This window comes from Pseudomonas sp. SC3(2021), from assembly GCF_019856535.1.
In the GTDB taxonomy this organism is placed as follows: domain Bacteria; phylum Pseudomonadota; class Gammaproteobacteria; order Pseudomonadales; family Pseudomonadaceae; genus Aquipseudomonas; species Aquipseudomonas monsensis.
The window spans coordinates 3683973-3698006 of record NZ_CP082236.1; the positions used below are offsets into that span (position 1 = coordinate 3683973).

The 14034-nt window shown below is 60.3% G+C and carries 15 protein-coding genes; 5 read left to right on the top strand and 10 right to left on the bottom strand.

Annotation, left to right across the window (positions count from 1 at the left end; genetic code table 11):
* Positions 1 to 31: 31 nt before the first annotated feature.
* Entirely contained in the window at positions 32 to 634 is a 603-nt protein-coding gene (gene mobA, locus K5Y35_RS16510) for a molybdenum cofactor guanylyltransferase MobA (protein WP_222832366.1), read from the bottom strand.
* An 81-nt stretch (positions 635 to 715) separates the two neighbouring features.
* Between mobA and moaB the strand changes: the two genes are divergently transcribed.
* Complete coding sequence (gene moaB / locus K5Y35_RS16515) at positions 716 to 1255, top strand: molybdenum cofactor biosynthesis protein B (protein ID WP_123466480.1); 540 nt, start codon at positions 716 to 718, stop codon at positions 1253 to 1255.
* Positions 1239 to 2465, top strand: coding sequence for a gephyrin-like molybdotransferase Glp (gene glp / locus K5Y35_RS16520; protein ID WP_186746430.1), 1227 nt, complete (start codon positions 1239 to 1241; stop codon positions 2463 to 2465). The genes moaB and glp overlap by 17 nt, the downstream gene beginning before the upstream one ends.
* Positions 2466 to 2526: 61 nt before the next feature.
* Here glp and K5Y35_RS27920 read toward each other — a convergent pair whose 3' ends face one another.
* Complete coding sequence (locus K5Y35_RS27920; RefSeq protein ID WP_259741330.1) at positions 2527 to 2835, bottom strand: hypothetical protein; 309 nt, start codon at positions 2833 to 2835, stop codon at positions 2527 to 2529.
* Between the two features lie 314 nt (positions 2836 to 3149).
* Here K5Y35_RS27920 and yegS point away from each other — a divergent pair, with 314 nt between their 5' ends.
* A complete protein-coding gene (yegS, locus tag K5Y35_RS16530) occupies positions 3150 to 4067 on the top strand; it encodes a lipid kinase YegS (RefSeq protein WP_222832367.1) in 918 nt (305 codons plus the stop codon).
* On the opposite strand, the gene K5Y35_RS16535 is transcribed toward yegS, so the two are convergent.
* The 3 genes from K5Y35_RS16535 to K5Y35_RS16545 all read right to left on the bottom strand — a co-directional run bounded on the left by K5Y35_RS16535 (position 4051) and on the right by K5Y35_RS16545 (position 6563).
* A complete protein-coding gene (locus tag K5Y35_RS16535) occupies positions 4051 to 4710 on the bottom strand; it encodes a response regulator transcription factor (RefSeq protein WP_123466472.1) in 660 nt (219 codons plus the stop codon). The genes yegS and K5Y35_RS16535 overlap by 17 nt on opposite strands.
* Positions 4707 to 5600 (bottom strand): sensor histidine kinase, encoded by an 894-nt coding sequence (locus tag K5Y35_RS16540; protein WP_123466469.1) that lies wholly within the window; start codon positions 5598 to 5600, stop codon positions 4707 to 4709. Before K5Y35_RS16540 ends, K5Y35_RS16535 begins: the two co-directional genes overlap by 4 nt.
* A 492-nt stretch (positions 5601 to 6092) precedes the next feature.
* Positions 6093 to 6563: a hypothetical protein gene (locus tag K5Y35_RS16545; protein WP_123466468.1), complete on the bottom strand. Its 471-nt coding sequence runs from the start codon at positions 6561 to 6563 to the stop codon at positions 6093 to 6095.
* A gap of 453 nt (positions 6564 to 7016) precedes the next feature.
* Here K5Y35_RS16545 and K5Y35_RS16550 point away from each other — a divergent pair, with 453 nt between their 5' ends.
* Entirely contained in the window at positions 7017 to 7952 is a 936-nt protein-coding gene (locus K5Y35_RS16550) for a chemotaxis protein CheV (protein ID WP_123466466.1), read from the top strand.
* Positions 7953 to 8094: 142 nt separating this feature from the next.
* A complete protein-coding gene (locus K5Y35_RS16555; RefSeq protein ID WP_222832368.1) occupies positions 8095 to 8901 on the top strand; it encodes an MOSC domain-containing protein in 807 nt (268 codons plus the stop codon).
* 70 nt (positions 8902 to 8971) lie between these two features.
* On the opposite strand, the gene K5Y35_RS16560 is transcribed toward K5Y35_RS16555, so the two are convergent.
* The 5 genes from K5Y35_RS16560 to atuD form a co-directional block, all read right to left on the bottom strand.
* Positions 8972 to 9256, bottom strand: a complete 285-nt coding sequence (locus K5Y35_RS16560) for a pyrimidine/purine nucleoside phosphorylase (protein WP_007940055.1) — start codon at positions 9254 to 9256, stop codon at positions 8972 to 8974.
* A gap of 106 nt (positions 9257 to 9362) precedes the next feature.
* Positions 9363 to 9905, bottom strand: a complete 543-nt coding sequence (locus K5Y35_RS16565; protein WP_123466462.1) for an exonuclease domain-containing protein — start codon at positions 9903 to 9905, stop codon at positions 9363 to 9365.
* 70 nt (positions 9906 to 9975) lie between these two features.
* The gene (locus tag K5Y35_RS16570) at positions 9976 to 11937 is read right to left on the bottom strand and encodes an acetyl/propionyl/methylcrotonyl-CoA carboxylase subunit alpha (RefSeq protein ID WP_222832369.1); all 1962 of its coding nucleotides are present in this window, start codon (positions 11935 to 11937) and stop codon (positions 9976 to 9978) included.
* A 119-nt stretch (positions 11938 to 12056) separates the two neighbouring features.
* On the bottom strand, positions 12057 to 12854 hold the full coding sequence (locus K5Y35_RS16575) for an enoyl-CoA hydratase/isomerase family protein (protein ID WP_128615832.1): 798 nt from the start codon (positions 12852 to 12854) through the stop codon (positions 12057 to 12059).
* A complete protein-coding gene (gene atuD / locus K5Y35_RS16580) occupies positions 12851 to 14008 on the bottom strand; it encodes a citronellyl-CoA dehydrogenase (RefSeq protein WP_222832370.1) in 1158 nt (385 codons plus the stop codon). The genes K5Y35_RS16575 and atuD overlap by 4 nt, the downstream gene beginning before the upstream one ends.
* Positions 14009 to 14034 lie beyond the last annotated feature (26 nt).

Consider the following 14034-nt stretch of genomic DNA (forward strand, 5'->3'; position numbering starts at 1 on the left):
TATACAAGGCGTGAGAGTTCCTTGAATGGTGTCAGTCTGACACAGTGTTGTGCGAACTTAACAGTTCAGGGGTGTTGAGGTTGGCCAGCCGCGGGTCATTGTCCGGGCATTGCAACGCGGTGGCACCGAGACCGCGCATCACCCGGCCGGGGCTGCGTTCACCGGCGTTCCAGGCGGTTTCGAAGGCCGGCAGAAGCGCAACCGGAATCACGCAGAGCAAAGGTTCCCAATGTTCATCGTGGCGCAACATTAAAGGTTTTTCAGGTTGCAATTGAGCGGCTTCGCGCATGCTTTGCACGAGTGCCGCGTCGATTCGCGGCACATCGCACGGCAATACCAGCAAATGCGAATGGTGCGCGACTTTCAGGCCGGCACGAATGCCGGCCAGGGGGCCCGGAAAATCGCTTTCGTCATCCACCACCAATTGATCGGCGAACGGTGCGTACCGCTCGCGATTGCGATTGCAGGAAATGATCAAGTCATCGGTCAGATCACGCACCTTGCGCTGCAAATGGGCGATCAAAGGCTCGCCCAGCCACTCGACCAACCCTTTGTCCTGGCCACCCATGCGTTGGCCGCGTCCACCTGCCAGGAGCAGGATGGAGCAGGGCGGCAATTGGGTATTCAGCGTCATGGCAGCTCTCCGTTAGGGCGGCGGGAAATGGGGGCGCTGTGATATAACACCGGGCTGTTTCCCCTACAACTGGACGAGCCTATGAAAGCCAAGGCTGATGTACCTTTCGTGCCGCTCAATATAGCGGTGTTGACGGTCAGCGATACCCGAACTCTGGAAACCGACACTTCAGGCCAGGTCTTCGTCGACCGCTTGACGGCCGCCGGCCATCTTTTGGCCGAACGGGTTCTGCTCAAAGATGATCTCTACAAAATTCGCGCGCAAGTTGCCAACTGGATTGCCGACGACGTTGTGCAGGTGGTGCTGATCACCGGCGGTACCGGTTTTACCGGGCGTGACAGCACGCCGGAAGCCGTTGCCTGTCTGCTCGACAAGCAGGTCGATGGGTTCGGTGAGTTGTTCCGGCAGATTTCGGTGGCGGATATCGGCACCTCGACCGTGCAATCGCGGGCGTTGGCCGGTCTGGCCAATGGCACGCTGGTGTGCTGCCTGCCGGGTTCGACCAACGCGGTGCGTACCGGCTGGGACGGGATTCTGGGTGAGCAACTGGACGCTCGTCACCGTCCGTGCAATTTCGTCACCCACCTGAAGCAGGCGGCGCCTTGTGAATCCCGTGGGTAAGCCGGGCAAGACCGGTAGCTTGCTGCCTGTCGAGGTGGCGTTGGCGCGGTTGCTGGAAATGGCCGAAGCCACGCCCATCACAGAGCATGAGTATTTGCCTCTGGCGCAGGTCGAGGGGCGGGTGCTGGCTGAAGATCTGGTGTCGACCCTCGATTTGCCACCTTGGCCCAACAGTGCGATGGATGGTTATGCCCTCAACCTGGCGGACTGGACGGGGGAAGCCATGCCGGTCAGTCAAAAGGTGTTCGCCGGGCAGGCTCCGCAGCCATTGACCCCGGGGACCTGTGCGCGAATCTTCACGGGCGCACCAGTGCCACCGGGCGCCGATTGCGTGGAAATGCAGGAAAACGCCGAGGTTGGGGCGGATGGTCGCGTACGTTTCATCGAGACAATGGCGGTCGGGCAGAACATTCGTCCGCAAGGCCAGGAAACCACCGTCGGCGAGCTGATCCTGACGGCGGGGACCCGACTTGGCCCGATCGAGCAAGGTCTGTGCGCGTCGCTGGGGCGCGCCGGACTGAACGTCGTGCGCAAGGTGCGCGTGGCGGTGATTTCCACCGGCGATGAGTTGGTCGAACCGGGTCAGGCGCTGGGGCCGGGGCAGATTTACAACAGCAATCGGGTGGTGCTCTGCAGTTGGCTGCAGCGCTTGGGCTGTGAGGTGGTCGATGCCGGTATTCTTCCGGATGACCTGGCCGCGACCCGCGCCCGCCTGGGTGAGCTGCAGGATGTCGATCTGATTCTTTCCACCGGCGGCGTATCGGTGGGTGAAGCGGATTTTCTGGGTATCGCCTTGCGCGAAGAGGGTGAACTGGCGCTGTGGAAACTGGCGATCAAGCCCGGCAAGCCCCTGACGTTCGGTCATTTCCGCAACGTGCCGGTCATTGGTCTGCCGGGTAATCCGGCCTCGACGCTGGTGACCTTTGCGTTGTTGACCCGGCCTTATCTGTTGCGACGCCAGGGTGTGCAGGATGTCGAGCCACTCAAGTTCACGGTGCCAGCAGGTTTTGTCTGGCCGATGGCGGGCAGTCGGCGTGAATACCTGCGGGGCCGGCTCGAACAGGGACGGGCGATTATTTATCGCAACCAGAGCTCCGGTGTGCTTCGCAGTGCCGCGTGGGCAGACGGCTTGGTGGAAGTGCTGGAGGGCAGAACGTTGCTTGAAGGCGATGCGGTGGTCTTCATTCCGCTGAGCGACCTTTTGGGGTGACTCCCGTCTTGCAAAGGCAGGCTTCGATCAATACCAGCGAAGCCTGCCACGATTGGCCCGCTCAATGGCTGATCAAGGTTACGAGCTGGTCGAACCGGCTATTGGCTACCCAGCCCAGCAGCGCCAGCACAACAGCGGTTGCTCCTGCCGAGTAGGCCAATCGGTGCTTGATCGTTTTGACGTCACCGCGAACCTCGTCCATGTCCCGCCGAATGTATTTCAGGTGGGTTTCCAGCTCGGTCACACGAGGTTCCATATTCACTTCTCCAGCGGTTCTGGTGTTTTGCCCAAAACCGGATTTGATGTTCGCGTGTTGTTCTTCCAGACCGGGCACCGAACACACCGGTATTCTCGCCTCAAGGCTTCCCATGGGAAAAACCACCGGCAGTTTCAACGGTACGCTTGCTGACGCTTCCGGCGCTCGAACGCCAGGAGGTATTGGGGGTGTATCCACTCATTAAATGCACATCCGTGTGGTGTTGAATTGAAAATTGATACCGCCTGCGCACGTTGAAGCATTGGTCGAGTTGGGTCAATTAAGCCGATTCCGTATGTTTTGTACGAAAAAATACCGCTGTGTAGGACGCGGTGCTCCGATGGGCGAATTAATTGCGGTGCCTGTGGCTTTTTTGCGTGTCTGAGTGGTCAAGATGTTTCAACCGATTCATTTCAGGGAGTGACGCTATGAGTGAGCGCCGGGCGCTGTTGATTCTGCATGGCAAGCAAGCGTTGAACGAGGCGGTCCGTACCGCCGTCGAGCAAAAGCGCCAACAAGGCTGGGAACTGGCGGTACGTCTGACCTGGGAAGCGGGCGACGCCCAGCGATGGGTCGAGCAGGCGCTGGCGGACGGCTACAGGACGATTATTGCCGGTGGCGGCGACGGCACTTTGCGCGACATCGCCGAGGCCTTGGCGGCGCATCCGGGCAAAGCCAGCCTGGTTCTGCTGCCGCTGGGCACTGCCAACGACTTTTCACGCGCAGCGGGTATTCCGCTGGAGCCGGCTGAGGCGCTTGAACTGCTGGATGTGCCGCCCAAGGATATTGATCTGGGTGAAGTAGGCGGGCAGATTTTTCTCAATATGGCCACCGGCGGTTTCGGCAGCCAGGTGACGGCCAATACCTCGGAGGATCTGAAAAAGGTGCTGGGCGGCGCGGCTTATCTGTTTACCGGTCTGTCGCGTTTCAGTGAGTTGCATGCCGCGTACGGCGAATTGCAGGGCCCCGACTTTCACTGGAGTGGCGAGTTGCTCGCCCTGGGGATCGGCAATGGTCGCCAGGCGGGTGGCGGGCACGTGTTGTGTCCCCAGGCGCTGGTCGACGACGGCTTGCTGGACATCAGCATCCTGCCGGCGCCGCAGGAACTGGTGGGCACCTTGAAAAACCTGCTCAGCGACGGTTTCGGGATCGACAATATGTTTGTCCGCACCCGTTTGCCGTGGGTCGAAATCAAAGTGGCCGAAGGGCTGTACATCAATCTCGATGGCGAGCCGCTGGAGGGCGACAGCATGCGGTTCGAGGCGCGACCGGCAGCGTTGCGCGTGCATTTGCCGGAGCACTCGCCGCTGTTGGGCGGCGTGCCTGCGGTCAGTCGTCCAGACTGATGATCTGTTCACGTACGGCGAACAGCACCAGGCCCGCCACGTCGTAGATCTGCAGGCGTTTCATGATCTGCGAGCGGTGGGTTTCTACCGTTTTGATGCTCAAACCCAGGCCGTTGGCGATTTCCCGCGTGGATTTTCCACGCACGATCAGGCGCAATATTTCCAGCTGTCTGGCGGTCAGGTTGTGCGAGTCGCTGGTTTCCGGCGCCTGCTTCTGATTGCGGGTCAGTGCCTGGTTGATCACCGTGTGGGCGATGGCCGGACTCAGGTAGCGTTCGTTGTTGCGCAACGCTTCCAGCGCGTGTTCGAGTTCGGTGGCCGTGGTGTCCTTGAGCAGGTAGCCGTGGGCGCCGGACTCCAGCGCCTGCATGATCAGGGCGGGGTCGGTGTGCATCGACAGGATCAGCACTTTGCTCTGCGGGCGCACGCGTTTGAGCCGTTGCAGGGCTTCCAGGCCGCCGGTTTCTTTCATGGAGATATCCAGCAACACGATATCGGGATTCAGTTGCTCGACCATTTCGAGCAACTGCGAGCCGTCATTGGCTTCGCCAATCACCGCGTAACCGGGAATATCCAGCACCAGAGCGCGCACGCCGGCCCTGATCAGCGAGTGGTCATCCACCAGAAGTAAGTTGCAAGTCAACGCATAACCTTATTCGTACTGGCCCGCTCGAGTGCCCGCGGCGCCCAGGGGAAGAGTGCTTCGATTCGAGTGCCTTTGCCAGGCTCACTGCTGACGCTCAGGGTGCCACCCAGTTGCTCGATCCGTTCGGCCATCCCGGCCATGCCGCGTTGTCCTTCTCGCCCGGGATCGACAGCCGGGGCGAACCCCTGACCGTCATCGCTGATCAGCAACGTCAGGCCTTGCGGCAACCGTTGTACACGAATCAGCAGGTTTTTCGCCTGGGCGTGACGCAGAATATTGGTGACCGCTTCCTGGGTGATTCGAAAGGCGGCGACCGCCATTTCTTCCGGAATGCCATTGAGCCGCTGCTGGCAATCAAGGCTCCAGTGCACGTTGGTGTTGGCCATGGTCTTGAGCAAGTGCGCACGCAGGCTGGCTTCAAGACCGAGACTGGTCAACTGTCGTGGATTGAGAATGGCCGAAACATCGCGCACTTTGTTCAGCGTTTCTTCCAGGGTGTCGCACAGGGTTGTGCAGTGCTCCTGCAGATCTTCCGGTATTCGCCTTTTCAGCCACTCACTCTGCAGCTTGGCGGCCGTCAGCAATTGACCGATATCGTCGTGCAGTTCGCGACTGAGTCGGTGACGCTCGTTTTCCTGAACTTCCAGCAAGCGGTCGGCGAGTTCCTGTGGCTGGAACTTGATCGATTTGCGCGACAGTCGATATTGCACCCAGACACACGCGGTCGCGGCGAAGTTGAGCAGCAGCAGCCCGACGTGAACGGGTGCGGAAAAACCATAGGTCAGCAGACTGCCAAGCGCTGCCGCGATACACAGTATGAGTGTGAACCGGCGGGCGTTTTCCCGGGAAGGTGGCCATGTGATGATTGACTTGAGGCTGGCGTACATAACGGATGGAGCCAATGGATGTTCGCTGCGGGTAGATCGACCGGTCGCGGGCGGATCTCTGTCTGGAAATACTGTCAATAATGTTATTGGTTTCAACGCGGATCAGTAAGCGAAAGTTGACGGCAAACTTTGCATGATTGTCGATCACTGAAGTCACTGTGCCATTAATTGAAAGCAACTAATGGGCGGCATAATACCACTTAAGATACCGTTGGTCGCGTTTGCTATATATGTCCAATGAGTCAGGAAATACGCCGTGTTGGACGCGAGTTCCATTATGGAAACCCCGTTTAATTGTCTTGCGTGGATATCGCCGGCAGCGCAATTTGATGGCTTTAGCTGCACACAGGAAAACCCTGAGGTCGCCGGAAAAGATCCGTCTCGGTCAGGCGCAATTATTTAATTCGTTATGTCGCTGGCAGGTATGAACTATTCATTTGCGACATGTGGCATGGCAGTCTCACTGAGCAGCTCAGTGTGTACTCGCGCCGGTCAGGCCTGTCGCTCCGACCAGGAAAGGGGCGCCAAACGTTTGCCCGTCATGGCTGGCTGGAACCGGGTCTGGCCGACCTGGAAAGCAAATGCCTCGATCAGCGAAGCCTGTTCGCTTTCATCGAGGCTCAACTGGCCGGTGCTCGGATCGACCAGCTCAAGCTGCCAGGCCATCAAGGTCAGGCAGTCCTGCAAGGCTTGCAGCGCCTGTTCGTGCAGGTCGATCTGATCCTGGGCCTGAATGAGCAGATCGTGGATATTCAGGGAAAACTCGGACACCGCCTCAAGCGCCAGGGCCTGGGCCCGGCTCGCGAGTTTGAGCAGCGTGCTGAGCATGCAGTCGATGGCGTCCTTGTCATTGCTGATCAGTTGCAGGTGACTGAGGCATTCTTCGGACTTGGCCAGGAGCGTTTCGGCCTCGACGAGAAATTCGGGGAACCGCTGGGTCCACTCTTTACGGTCGATAGGCATGCTTATCTCCACAACGTCATGTCTGATGAGGGAATGCCGTGTGTGCCGACGATCATGCACCGTCGCGAGATCGCGCCCCACTGCGCAGGTGCACAGATCCGGGGTTTCGAGAGGATGTGTTTCCACTGACCTGCGATCGCACACAATAGCCTGACTCCGTTCATGCAATGAGAATGGCGTCACATTAATGGCTATTGGATATTGCGAACATCAGGTTGGGCCTGATTGTGACTAGGGGAATCCCTTAGGCGCGGGAACCTAACGTGCGAACCGAGGTCGCGCCGTCAGGACTGTAGCAGATGAAATCACGAGAGCCAGTAAAGCATGATGTTAATGTGACATCAATGCCCGGCTGTGGCATTTTGATGGCGAATTTTGCGGGAATCAAGATTCGTTATTTACCGCCGATAACCCTTCTTAGTGAATTCAACAGAACAAGCCCAGGAGTCATTGATGGCCGGCATTCTCGACACGGTAGACCAACGCACGCAACTGGTGGGTGAGAATCGCCTGGAAATTCTCATGTTTCGACTGGCCGGACGCCAATTGTTCGCAATCAACGTGTTCAAGGTGCAGGAAGTCCTGCAACTGCCGAAACTGACCTTGATGCCACAACGTCACCCGTTCGTGTGCGGTGTGGTCAATCTGCGCGGGCAGACCTTGCCGGTGATCGACCTGTCCCAGGCGATCGGCATGCGTCCGTTGGTGCCCGGGCCGAACAGCACGATTATCGTGACCGAGTACAACCGTTCGGTACAGGCGTTCCTGGTCGGTGGCGTGGACCGCATCGTCAACATGAACTGGGAAGCGATCCTGCCGCCGCCGACCAGCGCCGGCCGCCAGCATTACCTGACGGCCATCAGCAAGGTCGACGATCAACTGGTGGAAATCATCGACGTCGAGAAAGTGCTCGCCGAAATCGTCCCGTACAACGCCAAGGTGTCCCGCGACAAACTCGATGATCCGGTGCTGGAGCGCGCCCGTGGCCGTGAAGTGCTGCTGGTGGACGACTCCAACGTGGCGCTCTCGCAATTGCGCGACACCCTCGGCCAGCTCGGGGTGAAAATGCACATTGCCAGCGACGGTCTGAAGGCGCTGAACATGCTCAAGGCCTGGGCTGACACCGGCGTGAGCATGACCGACAAATTGCTGATGGTCTTCACCGACGCGGAAATGCCGGAAATGGACGGCTATCGCCTGACCACCGAAATCCGTAACGACCCGCGCCTGCGTGGGCTGTACGTGGTGTTGCACACGTCGCTGTCGGGCAGTTTCAACGACTCGATGGTGAAGAAGGTTGGCTGTGACAACTTCCTCTCCAAATTCCAGCCGGACAAACTGGTCGATGTAGTGCGTCAGCGTCTGATGCTGGATGAAGTGCCGGCCTGATCACACCACCCCACGGCATCCGTAGGCGCTGTCGAGTGAAGCGACGCTGCGCCTGCGTTGTCGTGCAGTGCCCGGACTCAGGCTTTGATTCGCAGATAAAGCTCGTATAGGGTGGCTTTCTTTAGCCACCAGGGAGCTGGCCATGCTGCGTCTGAGCGCGCTTTATCGTTACCCGTTAAAATCCGGCAAGCCCGAGGTTCTGCAATCGATTGGCCTGGACAAACTGGGCCTTGAAGGTGACCGCCGCTGGATGCTGGTGGACGAGGCCAGCGGACGGTTCCTGACCCAGCGCGCCGAAGCGAAAATGAGCCAGCTGTCGGCGCTGTGGAATGCGCAGGGCGGGTTGACCCTGAGCGCTCCCGGGCACGCAGCGCTGGAGGTGCCATTGCCTGAGGCTGATTCCGACCTGCGCGGCGTGACCATCTGGCGCGATACCTTGCGCGTTCCGGATGCCGGCGACGATGCGGCCCGCTGGGTCAGCGAGTTCATTGGCAAACCCACGCGGCTGGTGCAGGTGCCACTGAGTCGCGCTCGCATGACTCAATCCGGTTATGGCCATGAGGACGACCAGGTTGCGTTTGCCGACGGCTTCCCGTTGTTGCTGATCGGTGAGGCGTCGTTGCAGGACCTGGTACAAAAGGTTGGGCGGCCGCTGGAGATGCTGCGTTTCCGACCGAATCTGGTGATCGAGGGCAGCGAAGCGTTCGCCGAGGATGGCTGGAAGCGGATCCGTATCGGTGATGTTGAGTTCCGGGTCGTGAAGCCGTGCTCGCGGTGCATTCTGACCACCATCGATCCGCAGACCGGCGAGCGCAGTGCCGATCGCGAACCGCTGGCGACCTTGCAGAAATACCGTGCCCAGGCCGACGGCGCAATGTTCGGGCAGAATCTGGTCAACGACAGCAAGGGTCAGTTGCAAGTCGGAATGCCGGTGGAAATCCTCGAGTAACCGGCCCTGAAATGAAAATGCCCGTGTCCTTGGACACGGGCATTTTTTTGCGCCGGGAAAAACCGCGGTATCAGCCGCGGTATTCGCACAGGTAAGCGGTGTCGACGGCGACTTTCAGCTGGAACTTGCTGTTGGCCGGAACGTTGAACTGGCTGCCGGCGGCGAAGGTTTCCCAGTCGCTGCTGTCCGGCAGTTTGACCGTCAGAGCGCCGGAAACGACGTGCATGATTTCGCGCTGGCTGGTGCCGAATTCGTATTCGCCCGGGGCCATGACGCCGATGGTCGCCGGACCTTCAGCAGTGCCAAAGGCGATCGACTTGACGGTGCCGTCGAAGTACTCGTTGACTTTAAACATGGGCGATTCCTCGAAAAAGGGCTAAAAAATGGAGGCGGCCAGTATGCACAAGGCTTCTGGCGCCGTCACCTGCCTGGCGACTGTCCAGTGAGTTCTCGAATTGACCCTAGAGTGGCAAGACCAGCGGCAGCAACCGCGCAGTGTTGCGCGCATCTTCCAGGGCGCGATGCTGTTGGCCAGTGAACTGCAAGCCGGCCAGTTGCAATGCACCGTTGAGGCCCAGCGGCCGCTCCAGGCGTCGCGCCTTGGCAAAGCGCTGCTTGAGGTTCATGTGCGGCACCCGGCTCAAACCGCTGTCGAGTTGCAGGCGCTGCCACTCTTGCAGCAATTGCTTTCGGTCGTAATCGCCCCAACTGGCCCAGCCTTCGAGCCGAGCCTGATGCTGGGCGAGCCAGCGTTCGAACGCCGGCCAGACTTCGCTTAACGGCTGCGCAGCGTCGATATTGGCCTGGGTGATGTGCGTCAGTTCACGGCAAAACGGCGTCAGCAAGGGCCGCCGAGTCGGTTTGACGAAGCGCTGAAAGTGATCCTGCTCGCGTCCGGCGCGATCGACGAGTGTTGCGCCGATCTCGATAATTTCCATCTCGGTGACCGGCCAGCCCCCCTCATCGGTGGTGGCTTCCAGATCTATGACCAGCCAGTGTGGCATCGCAGGGTTCCTGATTTCCGCGTCCTGATTCATCAGAGCGTAGTCAAACCCGGCGTTTGTGTCTGGGCGACTACTCGACCTGCAACAGAACCTGACGATTTTTTACCTGATCGCCAACCTTGACCTGCACCCGCTTGAGCACGCCGTCGATGCCGGCCTTGAGCGGATGCTCCATTTTCATTGCCTCCAGCACCACCAGCAGCTGACCTTTGCTGACCGCGCTGCCTTCGCTGACCAGGACGTCGACGATGGCGCCGTCCATCGGTGCCTTGAGGGTGCCGGAACTGACGCTGATCTGACTGCTGATGATGGCGTGAGTTCGATCCTCCAGATGCAGACTGCCGGGATGGCTGAACAGCCAGAGGTGCCCGCTATCCAGTCGATACGCGTGACGCTGGCGCAAACCATCGATTTCCAGTGTCAGCGACTGCGTGTTCTGGTCGATGAGTGTTAGCTCGAGCGTGCGCTCGGCAACCTGCACGGTGAAGGCGCCTTGCGCGTGAGCGAGCAGTTGCACTGTCCAGTTCTGCTCATCGAGCCCGAGTCGATAATGCAGCGGCACACTGGCGTTGTTGCGCCAGCCGGTGAGTGGCGCGCGGTGGGCAAGGGCGCTGGTTTGATAAAAAAGCACTGTTGCGATCGCCAGTTCCTCGGCATCGGGGATGTAGCGGTGCAGACAAGGGTGTTCGCTGAAGTGCCGGGCAATGAATGCCGTACTGAATTCGCCACTGATGAACTGCGGATGTTGCAACAGGCTGACGAGCAGGCGCTGATTGCTTTGCACGCCCAATAACACCGTGTCCTGTACCGCGCGCAAGAGTTTGCGCCGGGCTTCTTCGCGGGTGGCGCCAAAGGCGATGAGTTTGCCCAGCATCGGGTCATAGAACGGGCTGACCGATTGCCCTTCAAGCAAGCCATGATCGATTCGTGCACCGTGTTGCAGCGCCGGTTCCCACGCGGTGACGCGACCGGTCTGCGGCAGGAAATCCTGCGCCGGATCTTCGGCATAGAGGCGCACCTCCATGGCATGGCCGTCGAGCACGACCTGGTCCTGCGTCAGCGGCAGCGGTTGCCCTTCGGCGACCAATAGCTGCCAGGCGACCAGGTCCAGCCCGGTGATCAGTTCGGTCACCGGATGCTCCACCTGCAGCCGGGTATTCATCTCCAGAAAATAAAACTGCCCACGTGCGTCGAGCAGAAACTCCACGGTGCCGGCGCCGACATAGTTGACAGCGCGTCCGCCCTTGAGCGCCGCTTCCCCCATGGCCTGACGCAGCTCGGCGGTCATCACCGGGCACGGTGCTTCTTCGATGACTTTCTGATGGCGGCGCTGGACGGAGCAGTCACGTTCGCCGAGGTAGATGAGCTGGCCATGTTGATCGCCGAACACTTGCACTTCGACGTGCCGCGGTTCGATCAGCGCCTGTTCGAGGATCAACTCGTCACTGCCGAATGCGCTCATCGCTTCCGAGCGGGCGGTGCGCAGTTGCGCCGGCAAATCGGTTGCGCTGTGCACCAGGCGCATGCCGCGACCACCACCGCCGGCACTGGCCTTGATCATCAGTGGATAGCCGATGTGTTCGGCTTCGCGCAGTAAAGTGGCATCGTCCTGCGCGGCGCCCTGGTAACCGGCGATGCACGGCACGCCGGCGCCGAGCATGGCGATTTTCGACAGGCGCTTGCTGCCCATCAGCTCGATGGCCTCGGCACTCGGGCCGATAAAGGTCAGGCCAGCCTCTGCGCAGGCCCGGGCGAACCCGGCATTTTCCGAGAGGAAGCCGTAGCCGGGATGGATCGCGTCGGCGCCGCTACGGCGCGCGGCGTCGAGGATCGCCGGGATGTTCAGGTAGGACTGCTGCACCGGTGCCGGGCCGATGTTCACTGCCTGGTCGGCCATCTGCACGTGCAGAGCATCGGCGTCGGCGTCGCTGAACACGGCGACCGTGCGATAGCCCAGAGCCTGGGCAGTGCGCTGGATGCGGCAGGCGATTTCACCGCGGTTGGCGATCAGGATTTTGTGGATGGCGGGCATAGTCTTGTTCCTGAAGTTGTGGCGGTGAATGTGTTGGCCTCATCGCGAGCAGGTTCACTGCTACAGATTGTGTGAGTGACACAAAACCCCTTGTAGTAGTCAGCCTGCTTGCGATGCTTTTAAAGGGCCCACCCGGGTTTACGCTTTTGCACAAAGGCCATGGTGCCCTCGATCCCTTCGGCCCCGGTTACCGCCTCGCTGAACCACTGCGCCGCCTCATCCAGCAATTCACTCGACGGTTGCCCGGCGCTGGCCAGCAGTAACTTCTTGGTCATGGCGTTCGCCTCCGGTGCGCAACACAACACATGCTGCAGAACCTCATCGAGGCGCTCGGCCAGCGCCTGCGGGTCCTGCTCGACAAAGTGCACCAGCCCCAGGCGTCGTGCCTGATGGCCGTCGAAGCGCGCCGCGGTCAGTGCCAGTCGGCGGGTTTCGGTGAGGCCGATGCGTTGCACCACGAACGGGGCAATCTGCGCTGGCAGCAGGCCGAGGCTGGTTTCCGGCAGACCGAACTGCGCCTGGTGATCGGCGATGGCGATGTCACTGACGCAGGCCAGGCCGAACCCGCCGCCCAGCACTGCGCCCTGAAGCACGGAGATCAGCACTTGCGGCGCGTGCTGAGCTTCCTCCAGAAGGGCGCCGAAAGCGCGGTTCAACTCGCGATAGGCTGCAGCCCCCTGGGCGCGGGCATTGGCCATGTCCTTGATGTCGCCACCGGCACAGAAATGGCCGCCGGCGCCACTGAGCACCAGAGCGCGAACACGGCGGTCATCCCGCACAGCCGCCAACACCGCACGCAGTTCCGCAACCATCTGCAGGCTCATCGCATTGCGGCTGTCCGGGCGATTGAGGGTGATGTGCAACACGCCGCCATGCTCTTCGAGCAGCAGGGTCTGGCAAGTGGGCAGGGGGCTCATTTCTTTTTCCCCGGCAGGATGCCCATCAGTTTGCAGATGATCCCGAGCATGATTTCGTCGGCGCCGCCGCCAATCGACACCAGCCGCACATCGCGATAGGCGCGGGCTACCGGGTTGTCCCACATGAAGCCCATGCCGCCCCAATATTGCAGGCAGCTGTCGCTGACTTCGCGGCCGAGGCGTCCGGCCTTGAGCTTGGCCATCGACGCCAGACGCGTGACGTCCTGGCCCCTCACATACTGCTCGGTAGCCTGATAGACCAGCGCGCGCAGGCATTCGATTTCAGTCTGCAACTCGGCAAGGCGGAAGTGGATCACCTGATTGTCGATCAGTGCGTTGCCGAAGGTCTTGCGCTCCTTGCAGTACTCGATGGTGCTGTCGACGCAATATTCCAGGCCCTTGATCATGTTCGCCGCACCGAACAGGCGTTCTTCCTGAAACTGCAGCATCTGCATCATGAAGCCGGCGCCTTCGTGGCCGATGCGGTTGCGCTGCGGCACGCGAACGTTATCGAAAAACACCTGGGCGGTTTCCGAACTGCGCATGCCGAGTTTGTCCAGGTGCGAACTGAGGCTGATCCCCGGCGTGTTCATCGGCACCATGATCAGTGACTTGTTGATGTGCGGCTTGTCGTCCGAGGTGTTGGCCAGCAGGCAGATGAAATCGGCGCTCGGCGAGTTGGTGATCCACATCTTGCTGCCGTTGATCACGTAGTCGTCGCCGTCCTTGCGCGCGCTGGTTTTCAGCCCGGCGACATCGGAGCCGGCGCCGACTTCCGAGACGCCGATGCAGCCGACCTGCTCGCCGGTAATCGCCGGCCGCAGGAACTCTTCACGCAGTTCATCGGAGCCGAAGCGGGCCAGCGCCGGGGTGCACATGTCGGTCTGCACGCCGATCGACATCGGTATGCCGCCGCAATGAATGGTGCCGAACTCTTCGGCGGCGACAATCGAGTAGCTGTAATCCAGGCCCATGCCGCCGAACTTTTCCGGTTTGGAAATCCCCAGCAGACCGAGGTCGCCCGCCTTGCGGAAAATCTCGTGGATCGGAAAGCGTCCGGCCTTTTCCCACTCGTCGACGTGCGGATTGATCTCGTGTTCGACGAACTGGCGAACGGTGCGGCGCAGGGCTTCGTGTTCCGGGGTGAAGATCATTTTTATTGTTCTCCTTGGGATCCGTG